Origin of the sequence: Okeania sp. SIO2C9 (assembly GCF_010672455.1) — a bacterium.
Taxonomy (GTDB): domain Bacteria; phylum Cyanobacteriota; class Cyanobacteriia; order Cyanobacteriales; family Microcoleaceae; genus Okeania.
In genome coordinates, this window is sequence record NZ_JAAHGO010000124.1 from 1 (window position 1) to 16,961 (window position 16,961).

Annotated in this window: 8 protein-coding genes; 3 read left to right on the forward strand and 5 right to left on the reverse strand. The window is 37.5% G+C overall.

Annotation, left to right across the window (positions count from 1 at the left end; genetic code table 11):
• Positions 1 to 721: 721 nt before the first annotated feature.
• The gene (locus F6K23_RS37925; protein WP_293165989.1) at positions 722 to 2,395 is read right to left on the reverse strand and encodes a DUF3352 domain-containing protein; all 1,674 of its coding nucleotides are present in this window, start codon (positions 2,393 to 2,395) and stop codon (positions 722 to 724) included.
• Positions 2,396 to 2,795: 400 nt separating this feature from the next.
• Between F6K23_RS37925 and F6K23_RS37930 the strand changes: the two genes are divergently transcribed.
• Entirely contained in the window at positions 2,796 to 7,730 is a 4,935-nt protein-coding gene (locus F6K23_RS37930; protein WP_293165991.1) for a HEAT repeat domain-containing protein, read from the forward strand.
• Between the two features lie 178 nt (positions 7,731 to 7,908).
• Here the strand turns inward: F6K23_RS37930 and F6K23_RS37935 are convergent, their stop codons facing one another.
• The 3 genes from F6K23_RS37935 to F6K23_RS37945 all read right to left on the reverse strand — a co-directional run bounded on the left by F6K23_RS37935 (position 7,909) and on the right by F6K23_RS37945 (position 10,457).
• Positions 7,909 to 8,187 (reverse strand): hypothetical protein, encoded by a 279-nt coding sequence (locus tag F6K23_RS37935; RefSeq protein WP_293165993.1) that lies wholly within the window; start codon positions 8,185 to 8,187, stop codon positions 7,909 to 7,911.
• Between the two features lie 9 nt (positions 8,188 to 8,196).
• Positions 8,197 to 9,039, reverse strand: coding sequence for a phosphonate ABC transporter, permease protein PhnE (gene phnE, locus F6K23_RS37940; RefSeq protein ID WP_293165995.1), 843 nt, complete (start codon positions 9,037 to 9,039; stop codon positions 8,197 to 8,199).
• Positions 9,040 to 9,572: 533 nt separating this feature from the next.
• Positions 9,573 to 10,457: a phosphonate ABC transporter ATP-binding protein gene (locus F6K23_RS37945; protein ID WP_293165997.1), complete on the reverse strand. Its 885-nt coding sequence runs from the start codon at positions 10,455 to 10,457 to the stop codon at positions 9,573 to 9,575.
• Between the two features lie 336 nt (positions 10,458 to 10,793).
• Here F6K23_RS37945 and F6K23_RS37950 point away from each other — a divergent pair, with 336 nt between their 5' ends.
• Entirely contained in the window at positions 10,794 to 11,753 is a 960-nt protein-coding gene (locus tag F6K23_RS37950) for a cyanophycinase (protein WP_293165999.1), read from the forward strand.
• A gap of 1,656 nt (positions 11,754 to 13,409) precedes the next feature.
• Here the strand turns inward: F6K23_RS37950 and F6K23_RS37955 are convergent.
• Positions 13,410 to 13,592, reverse strand: a complete 183-nt coding sequence (locus F6K23_RS37955; RefSeq protein WP_293166001.1) for a hypothetical protein — start codon at positions 13,590 to 13,592, stop codon at positions 13,410 to 13,412.
• Positions 13,593 to 14,578: 986 nt separating this feature from the next.
• Between F6K23_RS37955 and F6K23_RS37960 the strand changes: the two genes are divergently transcribed.
• Positions 14,579 to 16,585: an ATP-binding protein gene (locus F6K23_RS37960; protein ID WP_293166003.1), complete on the forward strand. Its 2,007-nt coding sequence runs from the start codon at positions 14,579 to 14,581 to the stop codon at positions 16,583 to 16,585.
• Positions 16,586 to 16,961: the final 376 nt, after the last annotated feature.

Below are 16,961 nucleotides of genomic sequence, written 5' to 3' on the forward strand. Positions count from 1 at the left end.
ATATCATGTTCGGTTGAATAGTTATAAATAAAAATGGAGGAGTAATGAGTTATGAGTAATGAGTTATGAGTAATGAGTTATGAGGAGGGAATTTTAAGCTATAAATGAAGAGAAAGTTTTTTGCGAAGCGCTCTGATCCGGACATGATATAACTTGTTTCCATTGGTGGCCTCAAACTAGGGCTGTTCAGTTATAAGCGATCGTCAGAACATAGAGGTAGTTGGCGATCGCCATCTTTTGGGCCATAAAATTTGAAGACTTCTACTGTAATGATTCTGGCTTTATTATAAGTGATCATCCGAACATGATATAAGAAGGAAGAAGAGAAGAAAGTTTTTGTTTAGCTGGCGCACAATTTTCCTATCGGAATGTTACCGCAAACGTTAACGCTTTCAGCCCAAAATGCTTTTCATGTCACGCAAGGAAATGCAAACGCGTAATATAGCAGAAGAAAGAAGGAAGAGGGAAGAAGGAAGAAGGAAAAGTATTACGTTATCTGAGTTTTAAGCTTTTTATCTGTCCTAACCTTTGCTTCGACTGCTATATCATGTTCGGATAATCAGTAGACATCTCCTCCAAAAGAGGGAGTAGGCAGTAGGGGGAAAGAATTGATAATTTCTGTGTGATAATTGATTTTATTTTTTATGATCACGCCTATGTCTAGTGATAATAAAACTTTATCCCTTATTCCTTCTTCCTTCTTCCTTCTTCCTTACTTCAATTATTTTGTCTCCTGCTTTTTCAATTTCACAAATACATCATAATTAGTTGTACGATTACTACTGACAATAGATGTCACTCCAATAGACTCCATACCATCTATCCAAACTTTTTGATTTGGAGGTAGTTGCGGAATAGAAAGATTTTGAGGATTGAAACTCCCACTAATATCAAGGAAAAAATTACCGTTAAAAGACTCTGACTCTGGTGGTAAACTTTTTTGTAATACTGCACTTTCAGCCATAGAAGTTGTTGGTGCAGGTAAAATTTGATTCTCCACAGACCCTCCCAATGTAAAGAATGCCACATTTCCATTCAACCAACCACGAATTACGGTAAAACCACCAAATGGCGAAGTCCACTTAACAACAGGTTCTCCACTAGCAACAGCTTCACCTACCTCAAATTCTTGGTTTTTCATTGCCTCATCCAACTTTTTCAGTGACTCCTCCGCAGCACGGCGATCGCTTGCTTTGACCATAAAAACAAACCCCGCAGCAAACTCTTTTAACTCATCCTTACTTCTAGGAATAGGCAGCAAAGATAAAGAATATTCTCCTGCCATCCAGTTGAGAAAATCTTCATCTAAATTCATATTAGTTGTATTCTTCACAGCTTTACGCAATGTATCTGGGTTAATAGGAGCTACTGGGTTAGCTTCTGCACCTTTGACATAATCAGACCACATTTTCTGTAAATTACTGCCAGATACCATCATCAAAGCATTTTCTGGAATTCGATTTAACATTTCCATAGCTCTGTTTTCGACGGTAAACTTTTTCTGACTATTAGGTTTTAGCCAAGAAATAGCTTTTAAATTTATACCTTCAGGAACTAAATTTACACTCGCTGCCACTCCCTGGTTATCCTCAAGTTGTTTGAGATTTTCCTCAGAAACAGGAGTAATAGATTTACTAGAACTATAAGCAGCAGCAACAGGAATATTCACATATACGAAGGCAAAGGGTGAAGCAGTTTCCAATTTCTCGATCGCTGCTGTATAACCAGGAACTTTTGCCAGAGACTGGTCTCCTTTATAAATATCGATCGCCTGATTTATTGAAGTCTGGGAGTCAGTAATTACTAAATACTGATTTCCCAATGCTGCAGCAGAAATATCTTGATTAGGCACTCCTTCCGTTTCTGTAATTTCAATACCTCTATAAGTACGTTTAACTAATTGACCTTTTTCCAGAGAACGTGGTTGGTCTAAAATTTGTTTGGCCTTGACAGGGTTGGCAATCGGCAATATTACCACAGTTGCTTGTTGAGCAGGAGGTGGAGGTGGAGAGTCAGGAGTAGTAGAGTTAGCTGCTTCTAGAGTTTGCTTGCGCAATAAAGCAATCATTATTTCCTCCCCTACCCAAGGTTGAATATCTCGTTGATAGTTATAACCATAAGTCGTGAGGAAGCGATCGCGCAGTTGCCCCAATAGATTTTTAAATGCAGTTTGAGATTCTGGAGTGCCAAACTGTTGCAGTTTTTCCCATTGACTAGGGTTACTAGAGACAGAAATAGTCATCATTGCATCTTTAGGTACAACTTCAGCACCTACTGGCAAATTATCTGCTGTTTCTTTGGAAGCTATTATAATGTAGCCAGCGACACTACCAATAATCATTAATACGGTTGCACCTAGTAGGGTTAAGGGTAAGGTTTTATCTTGTTTTTTCATTTTTAATTAAAGGGAGTAGGGAGTAGGGAATAAGAATTGGCAATAATTATAGATATAATTTTGGCATTGCATAAATGCGGGATGATTTTAATACTTTTGTAGTATAGTTTTGTAGTTTTGTGGAATGGGCATCTTGCCCGTTCCTGATATTTCCCTGCCCCTCAGCAATGCCATAATTTCAAATGGTATTATAGATATTTAAGGATATAATTTGCCATAAATTTAAAATTATATCAGGACTTATCCACAAACACTAAATCCAATCAGAGCGAATGCCATTCGCCCCTACATATGGTATTTTCAAGGTGAATTTGGGTAAGTCCTGTAAATTTCTGACTTCTAAACTTTTGACTTTTGACTTTTGACTTTTGACTTAAAAAACTTTTGACTTTTGACTTTGATGATTAATTGGATACCCTATCTAAGATCGGTTTGTTGTGAGTATGCTGAATGGTGGAAGTATTATACTCTGACGGATGTGAGGGGAAAAAAGTCTCTTCAGCAGCAGCAAAATATTTCCCCACTGTTGGATTTGGGTTTGATGGTACAAACTGTTGCGGAAGAAAAACAGAGGGAAATACAAGAAGAGAAAATTGAATGGTTGACCGTTTTGGAGGGTCTGCGCAAATATGCTCCAAATCATGTGTTGTTGGTGGGGCGGCCGGGGTCGGGAAAATCTACTGCTTTGGCCAGATTGTTGTTGGAGGAGGCAACAAAGTTGATATCCCCCCTTAGTCCCAAAGAAGAATCCCCCCTTAGTCCCCCCTTGGAAAGGGGGGAAATAAGAGAAACTCCCTCTTTTCTCAGGAAGACTGAAGAGGAAATAGAAAAAGCTCCCCCCTTTCTCAGGAAGACTGAAGAGGAAATAGAAAAAGCTCCCCCCTTACAAAGGGGAGTTGGGGGGGATAAAACCTTTCCAAGGGGAGCAGGGGGGGATATACCCAAAATTCCTATCCTCATCGAACTCCGCTACAGTCAATCTTCCATACTTTCCAGAATTCAAGCTTTTATCCACAAACACCACCCCAGCATAAATATAGATACAGCAACTCTAGAAACTTTGCTCCGTCAAGGTCAATTTTTGCTGCTATTCGATGGGTTTAATGAGATGGCGTCGGAAGCGGCACGACAAGAGGTAAGAACATTTCGGCAAGACTACCCCCAAACTGCTATGGTGTTTAGCACGCGAGATTTGAGTCTGGGGGGAGATTTGGGGATTGAGAAAAGGTTGGAAATGCAGCCTCTGACTCAATCTCAAATGCGGGAGTTTGTCAGTGCTTATTTGCCGGATCATGGTGAAAAATTATGGCAGCAGTTGCAGGGGAGGTTGCGGGAGTTGGGGGAAACTCCGATGTTTTTGTTGATGTTGTGTTCGGTGTTTGGCTATCAGAAAGTGATACCTGCTAATCTGGGGTTGGTGTTTCGGAGCTTTACTCAGACTTATAGTAGTCGCCTCAAGCAAGATGTTCCGGTTGATGAAAGTTCTCGACGTTGGTGGGATAGGTTATTGCAGGAGTTGGCGTGGGTGATGACTAATGGGGAGTCGAAAACTGAGATGATGGTTGCTATTTCTCGACAAAAAGCTGAGGCGGTATTGACGGAGTTTTTGCAAGGGGAGGTGGTAGCTCCGACTGACTGTGCGATGCGTTGGTTGGAGGATTTATTGGAGCATCATTTGATTCAGGTGGGAGATGATGGTCAGATTTCGTTTCGCCATCAGTTGTTGCAGGAGTATTATGTGGCGGAAAGGTTGTTGTGGCAGTTGTCTGGTATGAGTGACTATGAGTTGCAGTGGGATTATTTGAATTATTTGAAGTGGACGGAAGTAGTGGGGTTGATGTTGGGGTTGATGGAGGATGAGGTGTTAGCGGTGCGGGTTGTAAGGTTGGGGTTGGAGGTAGATTGGTTTTTGGGTGCGAGGTTGGTGGGAGGGGTGAAAGAGAGGTTTCAGGAGCGGGTGTTTGTGGAGGTTGAGGGGTTGGAATTGCCTGGGTTGGTGAAAGTTGAGTTGGCAGAGTTAACGAAGTCGGGTTCTGCTGTTCCGGGATTAATTCCACTGTTAGAAGATTCAGACTCTGATGTGCGTAGTCGTGCAGCATATGCTCTAGGTCAAATAGGTTCGGAAACAGCTGTTCCGGGATTAATTCCACTGTTAGAAGATTCAGACTCTGATGTGCGTAGTCGTGCAGCATATGCTCTGGGTCAAATAGGTTCGGAAACAGCTGTTCCGGGATTAATGCCACTCCTAAAAGACTCAGACTATAATGTGCGTAGGAGTGCAGTAGAAGTTCTGGGTAAAATTAGTTCCGAAACTGCAATTCCAGGACTAATGCCACTCCTAAAAGACTCAGACTATAATGTGCGTAGGAGTGCAGTAGAAGTTCTGAGTAAAATTAGTTCCGAAACTGCAATTCCAGGACTAATTCCACTCCTAAAAGACTCAGACTATAATGTGCGTTGGAGTGCAGCAGAAGTTCTGGGTAAAATTAGTTCCGAAACTGCAATTCCAGGACTAATTCCACTCCTAAAAGACTCAGACTATAATGTGCGTTGGAGTGCAGTAGAAGTTCTGGGTAAAATTAGTTCCGAAACTGCAATTCATAGGTTAATTAAACTTCTAGAAGACTCAGACTATAATGTGCGTATGAGTGCAGTAGAAGTTCTGGGTAAAATTAGTTCCGAAACTGCAATTCATAGGTTAATTAAACTTCTAGAAGACTCTGACTCTTATGTGCGTATGAGTGCAGCAAAAGCTCTGAGTAAAATTAGTTCCGAAACTGCAATTCCGGCATTAATTTCACTCCTAAAAGACTCTGACTCTTATGTGCGTATGAGTGCAGCAAAAGCTCTGTGTAAAATTAGTTCCGAAACTGCAATTCCGGCATTAATTTCACTCCTAAAAGACTCTGACTCTTATGTGCGTATGAGTGCAGCAAAAGCTCTGTGTAAAATTAGTTCCGAAACGGCAATTCCGGGATTGATTTCACTCCTAGAAGACTCAGACAAATATGTGCGTAGGAGTGCAGCAGAAGCTCTGTGTAAAATTAGTTCCGAAACGGCAATTCCGGGATTAATTTCACTCCTAGAAGACTCAGACAAATATGTGCGTAGGAGTGCAGCAGAAGCTCTGTGTAAAATTAGTTCCGAAACTGCAATTCATAGGTTAATTAAACTTCTAGAAAACTTGAACTACCAAAAATTTTGGATGTTGGTAAAAGCTTTTGGTAAAATTAGTTCAGAAATTCCTGTTCCCCGATTAATTTCACTCCTAGAAAAATCAGACTCTTATGTGCGCTGGAGAGCAGCAGGATCTCTGGGTAAAATAGGTTCCGAAACTGCTGTACCTGCACTAATTAAGCTTCTAAAAGACTCAGATTCTGATGTAAGTAGTATAGCAGCAAAAGCTCTAGGTGAAATCAGTTCCGAAACTGCGATTCCCGGATTAATTTCACTCCTAGAAGACTCAAATTCTTACGTCCGTCAAAGTGCAGCAGAAGCTCTAGGTAAAATTAGCTCAAAAACTGCGATTCCTGGATTAATCATAGAAGATTCAGACTCAGAAACTGTTGTACCTGCACTAATTAAACTCTTAGAAGATTCAGACTCAGATATGTGTTGGATAGCAGCAGAAGCTCTGGGTAAAATAGGTTCCGAAACTGCTGTACCTGCACTAATTAAACTCCTAGAAGACTCAGACAAATATGTGCGTAGGAGTGCAGCAGAAGCTCTGTGTAAAATTAGTTCCGAAACTGCAATTCCGGGATTAATTTCGCTCCTAGAAGACTCTGACTCTGATGTGCGTTGGATAGCAGCACAAGCTCTGGGTAAAATAGGTTCGGAAACGGCAATTCCGGGATTAATTTCACTCCTAGAAGACTCTGACTATCGTGTGCGTTGGATAGCAGCACAAGCTCTGGATAAAATAGGTTCGGAAACTACAATTCCGGGATTAATTCCACTCCTAGAAAGCTCTGAGTCTGATGTGCGTAGGAGTGCGGTATCTGCTCTAGGTAAAATAGGTTCGGAAGCGGCAATTCCGGGATTAATTCCACTCCTAAAAGACTCTGACTCTTCTGTGCGTGGGAGTGCAGCAGAAGTTCTGGGTAAAATAGGTTCGGAAACGGCAATTCCGGGATTAATTTCACTCCTAGAAGACTCTGACTCTTATGTGCGTGGGAGTGCAGAAGAAGCTCTGGGTAAAATAGGTTCCGGAAATACAATTTTTGAGTTGACAAAAAAATTACAAAATCACAATTTTGTCAAACAAATGCTACCTAATATTATCAACGCCATTCAAACCATCCAACAACGCCTTCAATACTATAAACCAACCCCCAAAATACCCATGTCTAACACACTTTCTCACAACTACGCCCTACTAATAGGAGTCGGCGACTGCAAATACCCCAACTGGTCACTTCCCGTCACAGTCAAAGACGTTCAAGCCATCAAATCATTCCTCATAAAACCCGATTTATGTGGTTACATTGACAATGAAAATTATCTCCGCTTCCTCTGCAATGAACAAGCAACAAAACAAAACATTTTAGACAACTTAAACTGGCTCCAACAACAAGCAGTAAACGACCCAAAAGCAACAATATTAGTCTATTATTCGGGTCATGGTTGGCTAGATAAATCCACCCAAAACTATTATTTAATTCCCCACGACACCAGTCCCGTAAAACCACAAAAAACAGCATTACCAGCAACAGAATTTAACAACGCCCTCCAGCAAATATCCGCCCAAAAACTATTAGTAATTATAGATAGTTGTCACGCCCAAGGAATGGCAACTGCCAAAGAAACAGAGGAACTAGAATTACCCGATAACTTCAGTAAAACCGCCCTCCCGAAAAACTTAATAGATGAATTAAGAAAAGGAACAGGGCGAGCAGTTTTCACCTCATCCACAGGAGAGGAGTCATCATGGATACGCTCCGATAAAACAATGAGTATCTACACAGACCATTTTCTGGAAGCATTACATGGTGGTGGCAATAAACCAGGAGATAAATTTGTCACGGTTTCCAATTTAATGAATTATGTGGGAAAAACTGTTCCTGAAAGCGCTAAACAACTAGGCAAAAAACAAACCCCTATTTTTGACTTTTCTCAGACAGAAGATTTTCCGGTAGCGTTATTGTGTGGGGGTAAAGGTTTACCGGATGGTGGGTGGGAGGAGGTTAAGTCAGAAGTTCGGGAGAGTATTTCAGTGGGGCGTGATGTTAATATTAATACTGTTGAGCGAGATTTGAATATGCGCGATGGAATAAATATTCCTGGTAAATCTAGAGATATAATAATTAATAATTACGATTCAAACAAAAGTTAGTCTTAGGCTCGTAGTTGGGCTTTAGCCCTAACAATGCTGAGTATTAGAGCAAGAGCAAAACTCCTCGCTCGTAGTTGGGCTTTAGCCCTAACAATGCTGAGTATAAAAGCAAGAGTAAAACTGCTCGCTCGTAGTTTTTTTCGCTCTTATCATGTTTAGTATTAGGGCTAGAGCAAACCTACAAACAATTAGAGTCGTAGTTTTTTTTAACTCTGACAATGTTTGGTATTAGGGCTAAAGCCCAACTACAGACAATTAATATTAGGGCTAAAGCCCAACTACAAACAATTAATATTAGGGCTAAAGCCCAACTACAAACAATTAATATTAGGGCTAAAGCCCAACTACAAACAATTAATATTAGGGCTAAAGCCCAACTACAAACAATTAATATTAGGGCTAAAGCCCAACTACAAACAATTAATATTAGGGCTAAAGCCCAACTACAAACAAACACCGTTGTTATTTACACTAGCCAATTTCTTAATTTTGCTGATAATAAATCAATTATTGAAGTTGCTAAAATTAAAATAATTAAAATTGCACAAACTTTTTGATACAAAAATGAACCAAAACTTTGATAAAGAGAAACTCCTATACCTCCTGCACCTACTATTCCTAATACGGAGGCAGAACGAACATTTGATTCAAAACGATACAAGACGAAGGAAGTCCATAATGGCATTACTTGAGGAATTACTCCAAAGATAATTTCCTGAATTTTACTAGCACCTGTAGCACGAATACCTTCAACGGGACCAGGTTCAATTGACTCCACTGCTTCAGAAAAAAGTTTTCCTAAAGTACCTGCTGTATGTACAAATAAAGCTAAAACACCAGCAAAGGGACCTAAACCAACAGCTACTACAAATATTAGAGCAAATACCACTTCATTAATCGCCCGCATGGCGTCTAAAATTCGACGAATAGGCTGTACTATCCAAATTGGACTCATATTTTCTGATGCCAAAATGGAAAATGGAACGGCGAAAATTGCGGCTAAAATAGTTCCCCAAAGACCCATTGAAATAGTAATTATTGTGTCTTCTAAATAAATTTTCCAATCGGAAAAATCTGGGGGAAAATATGATTGAATATACTCAACCATATTACCGCTTTTTTGGAATAAAGTTAAAAAATTTATTTCACTTTGTAGAGCAGAAAAAACCAGAATAATTGCAACACCCGATAGAAATGTTATGCGAGTTTTAGTAACTTGTTTTTTTTCTTGGGCTAACATTTCCATAACTGCTGGAGTAGCGATAATAGTTTGATCGATAGAGCGAAAATTATTAGTTATTTTGTTCATTTTTATTTATATCTTTCTACACAGAAAATTAAATTCTAAATTCTGAATTATTTTTTTCTTTAGTCATCTTAAGATGACTTAAACTATTAGCCAAGGATTTCAATCCAGGCGTTGCTGATTCTGGGTATAATTTTGCCCCCCTAGCCCCCCAAAATTGGGGGGAATAAAACTCTAAAAGTCCCACAAAATTGGGTGATTTAGGGGGCTTTACCAGAACCAAACAATCGCACATTCATACTTCAATTCAGCAACGCCTCAATCCTTGGCGAACTTGGCGAACTTGGCGAACCATGATATCTTGGCGAGCCATCTCATCCGCCAAGAAATAAATTTCTTGGCTCAAAGCAGAAGTCATCTAAAGATGACTAAAGATAGCTAATTTATTATGGCTAATTAATAAGACTTGATATAATATTATTTCCGGATAATTAGCCATCAAAAACTTTCTCCCTTAATCTTTATTTTCCTTCTTTCCTCTTCCCTCTTCCCTCTTCCTTCTTCCTTCTTCCCTCTTCCTTCTTCCTTCTTTTCAACTAAACTAATTCTCCATGACCTTTCAATATTAGTTCTTCTGCTGCTGCACCATAAAGTTCATCAAGTTTACGATCGCTAAGATTAACTGTTGGATCGTCAAATACAACTTCTCCATTTCTCAGAGCAATAGTACGTTCAAAATACCGACGTACCATTTGAACTTGATGTAGAGAGGTAACAATAGTAATATTATTTTCTCGGTTGAGTTCACATAATAATTCCATTATCTTCCGAGCAGACTCCGGGTCTAAGGAAGCTATAGGTTCATCTGCTAGAATAATTTTAGCTCCCTGTACTAAACAACGAGCGATCGCTACCCGTTGTTGTTGTCCTCCAGAAAGTTGGGCAGCTTTTTTATAAGCTTGTTCTAAAATTCCTACTCTTTCCAACGCAGCAAGTGCCTGTATTTTTTGCTCTTTTGTAAATAGACTTTGCTCTCTTGTAAATAGACTTTTCTTTTTTAGAAATCGACGTAGTGTCTTTTTTAGAAATGGACGTAGTGCCCAATTGAGAAGAGACAGTAGTGCCCAATTGAGAATAGACATTCGCCCCAAGTTTCCCACTAATACATTGTCTATTACTGTTAGTCGCTTGACCAAATTAAATTGCTGAAAAATGCAACCTATTTCGCAACGTAATTTTCTAATATGTGGGTGGAAAACTCCATCTGTTTGTAAAGCTGTACCAAATATGTAAACAGTACCTTTATCTCCATGCTCTAAACCATTTATCAGTCGTAGTAAAGTAGATTTTCCCGAACCAGAAGCACCAACTAAACCCACCATTTCTCCTGGTTCAATACAGATATTAACTTGCTGCAAAGCAGGTTTTCCTTTAAAATTTTTATCAAGATTCTTGACTTCTATAGCGCTGTTTTTAGACATTTATATTATAAACTATGAGCAAAACTAAACTAATATATATTAGAGCTTTTAGGTTAATTTTAGGTTATCTTTTAGTAAAAAAAATTATCTATTAATCTATTATTTAATTAGACATCTGGTGAAAATCCAAAATAAAATTAATTATTATCCATAAATTATCAATTATTTTCCTTTACTCTGTAGGGACGTTGCATGCAACGTCCCTACTCCGTCTTTTCTGGAGATGTCTATTGCTATACAATACTATTCGGACAATTATCTAAATCTATGAAGTTTATTTCCTCATTTTATTTGCTATTAACTTCCCTATCCAGAAAATTACTTAAAGTCATAGTAATGTTCTGTTTAATAATTACTATTGTATTGATTTTTCCTACCCAAGCAAAAAGCGACAGTTATTTAGAAAATTCTATTCCTCTCAGTTTAATGTACAGTGGCCCAGTTTATAACTTTGGTGGTGGTGGCCTTGATATAGACTCTGCAATTCAGTGGATGATTAATCAAGTCCGAGGATGCAATTCTTGTGCTGAGAAAGTAGATGTAATTGTAATTCGCGACTCAGGTAGTAATGCCTATAATCAACCAATTCTGGCTATGGATGGGGTAGACTCAGTAGAAACTCTAATAATTTCTCATCGAAAAAATGCTCAAAAACAGAATATAATAGAGCAAATTGAGAATGCCGAAGTAATTTTTTTTGCAGGTGGTGACCAGTGTCAATACCTGCGGAATTATCGAAATACTGAAGTTGATAAAGCTGTTAATTCTGTTATTGCCAAAGGTGGGGCAGTTGGCGGAACCAGTGCTGGTGCAATGATTCAAAGTGATTTTGTCTTTAATGCTTGTTCTGAGACTGTCACCAGTAAAACTGCACTAAAAGACCCATATCAAGATATTACTCTTGATGAAGGTTTATTTCACAGGCAAAATTTTCAGGGAACTGTTATAGATACTCATTTCTATGAGCGCGATCGCATGGGTCGGTTAATGACGTTTGTTGCTCGTTTACTCAGAGATGGAATATCTGATACTGCTCTAGGTATTGGTATTGATGAAGATACTTCGTTAATTGTGGATAAAAGTGGTTTAGCTAAAGTAGTTGGAAATGGGTTTGTTTATTTTGTCTTGGGAGACCATTTACCAGAAAAATGTCAACCTCAAACTCCATTAACTTTTAGTAGGTTCAAAATCTGGAAAAAAGAAAATGGTGAAACTTTTGATTTGAATCATAGACCATTAACTGCTGATTATCAAGTTAGTGTCGAGAATGGAGAACTTGATTCTAGTCCTTATTAGAAGAGGGAGTAGGGAGTAGGGAGTAGGGAAAAGGGAGGAACAATTGATAATTTCTGGAAAAGAGATGGGGAGATGGGGAGTATTTTTCAACTTTTTTCCATTATACTTTCTCTCTACCTCCTGACTCGGCCTTCCTGGTAAAAACACTGAATCGCTTACAAAGATACGATCAGGGGTTCTATATGTATTCAGTGGCGATATGCTGTTTTTTGGTTGAATAAAAAGTCATGCGTAGGGGCGAACGACTCCAAACAACAAAATACTATCACGATTTTTTTGAATATGCAAGGGTAAATACCTTGTCGTTTTTTTGGAGCTTCACAAGATGATAATTGGATTGAATAGTTAATATAGCGATCGCTTCTATTTCTTTTTGGAGTGCTGCACAGGATAATAATTTTTTTGGTGCTTTGATGGTGTGAGTATTCCTTCTATACGTATTCAGTGGCGATATGCTGTTTTTTGGTTGAATAAAAAGTCATGCGTAGGGGCGAGTTGCACTCAATGGTTACATACTATCATAATTTTTTCGGGGATGCAAGGGGAAAATCCTTGCCGTTTTTTCTGGAGCTTCACAAGATGCAGATTGATCGTCCGTGTATCTGTGACCAAATCCTTGTCTGGCTGATGGGGTGAAAAATTTTGCGATCGCTTCTATTTCTTTTCGGAGTGTTGCACAGGATGATAATTGGATTGAATAGTTAATATAGCGATCGCTTCTATAAAGAGTAAATATCGATACTGTTGATGGGGTGAGTATTCCTTCTATATGTATTCAGTGGCGATATGCTGTTTTTTGGTTGAATAAAAAGTCATGTGTAGGGGCGAATGACTCCCAATAACAAAATACTATCATAATTTTTTTGACGATACCAGGGGAAAATCCTTGCCGTTTTTTTGGAGCTTCACAAGATGCAGATTAATCATCTGTGTATCCGCGACCAAATCCTTGTCTGGCTGATGGGGGTGAAAAATTTTCGGTGTCACTACTTCTTTTCGGAGTGCTGCACAGGATGATAATTTTCTGGTGCTTTGATGGTGTGAGTATTCCTTCTATATGTATTCAGTGGCGATATGCTGTTTTTTGGTTGAATAAAAAGTCATGCGTAGGGGCGAATGAATCCCAATAACAAAATACTATCACGATTTTTTTGAAGATGCAAGGTATTTTTCCTTGCCGTTTTTTTGAAGCTTCACAGGATGACAACTAGATTGAACAGTTAATATAGCGATCGCTTCTATAACGAGTAAATAAGATCGATATTGTTGATGGGGTGAAAATTTTTCGGTGTCGCCACTTCTTTATTGAAATGCTTCAAAGGATGATAATTTTTCTGGTGCTTTGGTGTCTGAGTATCTCTTCTATATGTATTCAGTGGGGAAATGCTGTTTTTTGGTTGAATAAAAAGTCATGCGTAGGGGCGAATGAATCCCAATAACAAAATACTATCACGATTTTTTTGAAGATGCAAGGGGAAATACCTTGTCGTTTTTTGGAGCTTCACAGGATGACAATTGGATTGAATAGTTAATATAGCGATCGCTTCTATGGCGAGTAAATATCGATACTGTTGATGGGGTGAGTATCTCTTCTATATGTATTCAGTGACGATATGCTGTTTTTGAGTTGAATAAAAAGTCATGTTTAGGAGCGAGTTAAACCCAATAATAAAATACTATCATAATTTTTTCGGGGATGCAAGGGGAAAATCCTTGCCGTTTTTTTGGAGCTTCACAAGATGCAGATTGATCGTCCGTGTATCTGTGACCAAATCCTTGTCTGGCTGATGGGGTGAAAAATTTTGTGATCGCTTCTATTTCTTTATTGAAATGCTTCACGGGATGATAATTTTCTGGTGCTTTGGTGTCTGAGTATCTCTTCTATATGTATTCAGTGGGGAAATGCTGTTTTGAGGTTGAATAAAAAGTCATGCGTAGGGGCGAGTTACACCCAATAATAAAATACTATCACGATTTTTTCGGGGATGCAAGGGAAAATACCCTGTCGTTTTTTTTGAGCTGCACAGGATGACAATTAGATTGAAAAGTGAATATAGCGATCGCTTCTATAACGAGTAAATATCGATACTGTTGATGGGGTGAGTATCCCTTCTATATGTATTCAGTGACGAGATGCTGTTTTTTGGTTGAATAAAAAGTCATGCGTAGGGGCGAGTTACACCCAATAATAAAATACTATCACGATTTTTTCGGGGATGCAAGGGAAAATACCTTGCCGTTTTTTTTTGAGCTTCACAGGATGATAATTGGATTGAATAGTTAATATAGCGATCGCTTCTATAACGAGTAAATAATATCGATATTGTTGATGGGGTGAAAATTTTTTGGTGTCACCACTTCTTTATTGAAATGCTGCACAGGATGATAATTTTTATGGTGCTTTGATGGTGTGAGTATCCCTTCTATATGTATTCAGTAGCGATATGTTGTTTTGGAGTTGAATAAAAAATCATGTGTATGGGCGAGTTACACCCAATAATAAAATACTATCACGATTTTTTTGGGAATGCAAGGGAAAATACCTTGCCGTTTTTTTGGAGCTGCACAGGATGATAATTGGATTGAATAGTTAATATAGTGTTGGCAGGACAAATGTGGTAGCTACATAGCTTCTACATGAGTAAATAGGGTTTGCTGATTAAATATCAAAGCATTGACTGATAAATGCGTAAGTTCTATGCCTCTTTCTTCTGACTTCTGCTAAATGAAATTATTAGAAGTCATATTTAGGCCAAAATATTTCTTTTGAGTATCAAAACAAGATATAATAATTCACATTATCAAAACTTTGCTTATAAGTACCTATGATCGATTTAAATATTGGAGCTAAACTACAAAAAAGAAAAAATCCATTTGGAAGTAGTCGAGTCGATCATCCTTTTCAGACACATAGCGATGCAGATAATGTTTTTAGTCAAGAATTTCACAGAATACAATCTACTCTCAAAGATATTAAACAAGATATTAATCATCAAAGCAAAGGGGTTGTTGTAGTAGGGGAACCAGGGTTTGGCAAAACTCACCTAATGATGCGATTAGCAAATAGTAGATTAAAAACTAATCGACTCTTATTTATCCGTCAGCCTAACAATCCTGATGCTATTATTTATCATATTTATAGTCGTATACTTGAATCGCTTATTAGATGTATTCCAAAAATTAACTATACTCAACTAGAATATTTGATTGCTAATAGTTGTGCCAAAATTTTTCAAGAAATTGTTGTAGAAAATCCAGATTTGTACCCAAAAAAAGAAAGTAAAAAAGACCAGACAGTTATAGAGTTAGTCAAAAATGGAAACCTAGAATTACTCTCTTTTTTATCATCAGATACTCAAGGTAAACGAGAGTTTTGGGAACATATAGAAAATCGGTCTTATATGTGGTGGAGTACAAATTATTCAACGGCAGGATATGCACCAGAAATATTCAAAGGAATTATCAAGTTTTGTGGGTATAGAGCGATAGATTATCGTCGCATCATTCGAGAATGGTTGGCAATGAATGATGTACCTCAAAAATTATTAGATAAAGTTAAAATAGCACCTTGGAATAAAAGTATCAATCGGGAGGAAGTATCTTTAGAAGCGTTAAAGGTATTGGGTTATTTATCACTTTTAGACGAACCTTTAATTATTGTATTTGACCAGTTAGAAGGTTTAGGTAGGGAATATAATCAGAATCTTTTACACAGTTTTGGAGAAGCAATTAAAGAAATTTTTACTCATGTTCCTAATAGCTTGATTATCCTCAATTTATTTCCTGATCGATGGGAACAGTTTAAACAAGAATTTGATGATTCTATTGTCGATAGAATTTCTCAATGTCAAGTATTCTTAAATAAGCCATCTGAAGAACAGTTAATAACAATTCTCAATGAAAAATCTAAGTCTATTAATCTGACGATTGAACAACTTTTTGAACCACAGGAAATTCAGAAGATATTAAGTAAAAATTCTATCCGCTCAATTATTAATTCTGCTGCGGATTTCTATAATTATAAAATTCATAATATTCCACTGCCCGATTATCTGAGAATTGAGACAAATAGTCAAATAGCACTACAGAATAATTCCAATTTACAAAATTTGGTCTCAGATATTAAACAAATTAAAGAAGTTGTTCTGAAGATAGCTGAAAAACTGAATATTGAATCGAATCTAGAAGCAAAAATTGAGGAAAATAATCAAAAATTTATTCATCAGGAGACTCAAACTGATACAAATAAAATTATCGGAGATTACCTGAATCAAAAATATCAGCAAATAGAAGAAGAATATAGTGAATCTCAAGTTATTACAAGTAGTGATGACCGGGGAAAATTGGAGAAAATTTTTGAATCTTTGAAAATAATTCAACCATCTCTCAAGTTAGATTTTCTCACCTTTGATAGACCTAAAAAAATTCCAGACCACCTGGTTATTCAAACAGAAACTCAAGGTTATGCTATAGGTTTTTTATATGATGGAGGTAACGCCTTTTTTTCTCGGATGACTAACTGGAATGAATTAGTAGCAAAAAATTATCACCTCAAGTTTTATCTATATCGAGATGCTAGAGGGTATCAAGTTAGTGGTGAAAAAAGTATGGCAGAATTAGATAAATTTAAAAATACAGATAATGGCGAATATATTGTTTTGATCAAAGATGAACGTATTACTTTTGAACTTCTCTATCAAATAATTGTGGATATTCAAAATCAAGATTTGGAAGCTAAGTTGGATGAAGCATTATTAATTCTTTTAAAAAGATACTCACATCACTCGTTATTAAAAATAGCCATAGAAGCGATCGGAACTTTTGAAGTCTAGCTTGATTAAAGAAGGTTTTAGATCCCCTGAACAAAGTAGAGTTTTAAATCCTAATTGCTCAGGTTTTTAGGTATAATAAAAGTTATACGTAAATATAGTCATATATAGTCAAATCATGTCAAATATCTTCGTTGATTTGTGCAAGCATAGCTACTAAATATTTGACAAAATTTAATAACTCAAAGGTCATCTGTTTAAGAGTATAATGAAATTGGCACGCTTAGTTCCAGACTAAATAATCATCAAAAATCCGCGCGTCCTCGAATCCTAATATAATTTTAACTCCTGGATTTATGAAATTAGTTGAGAGACATATCCCATACAAAAAATCATCGGTTTTATCCTGAAATTGACCGACTATGTTTCTTGTCGAAAA

Bases quoted from the DNA above. Each gene is read 5' to 3' on its own strand.
- F6K23_RS37925 (WP_293165989.1), bottom strand. From the start codon at position 2,395: ATGAAAAAACAAGATAAAACCTTACCCTTAACCCTACTAGGTGCAACC.
- F6K23_RS37930 (WP_293165991.1), top strand. From the start codon at position 2,796: ATGATTAATTGGATACCCTATCTAAGATCGGTTTGTTGTGAGTATGCT.
- phnE (WP_293165995.1), bottom strand. From the start codon at position 9,039: ATGAACAAAATAACTAATAATTTTCGCTCTATCGATCAAACTATTATC.
- F6K23_RS37945 (WP_293165997.1), bottom strand. From the start codon at position 10,457: ATGTCTAAAAACAGCGCTATAGAAGTCAAGAATCTTGATAAAAATTTT.
- F6K23_RS37950 (WP_293165999.1), top strand. From the start codon at position 10,794: ATGTTCTGTTTAATAATTACTATTGTATTGATTTTTCCTACCCAAGCA.
- F6K23_RS37960 (WP_293166003.1), top strand. From the start codon at position 14,579: ATGATCGATTTAAATATTGGAGCTAAACTACAAAAAAGAAAAAATCCA.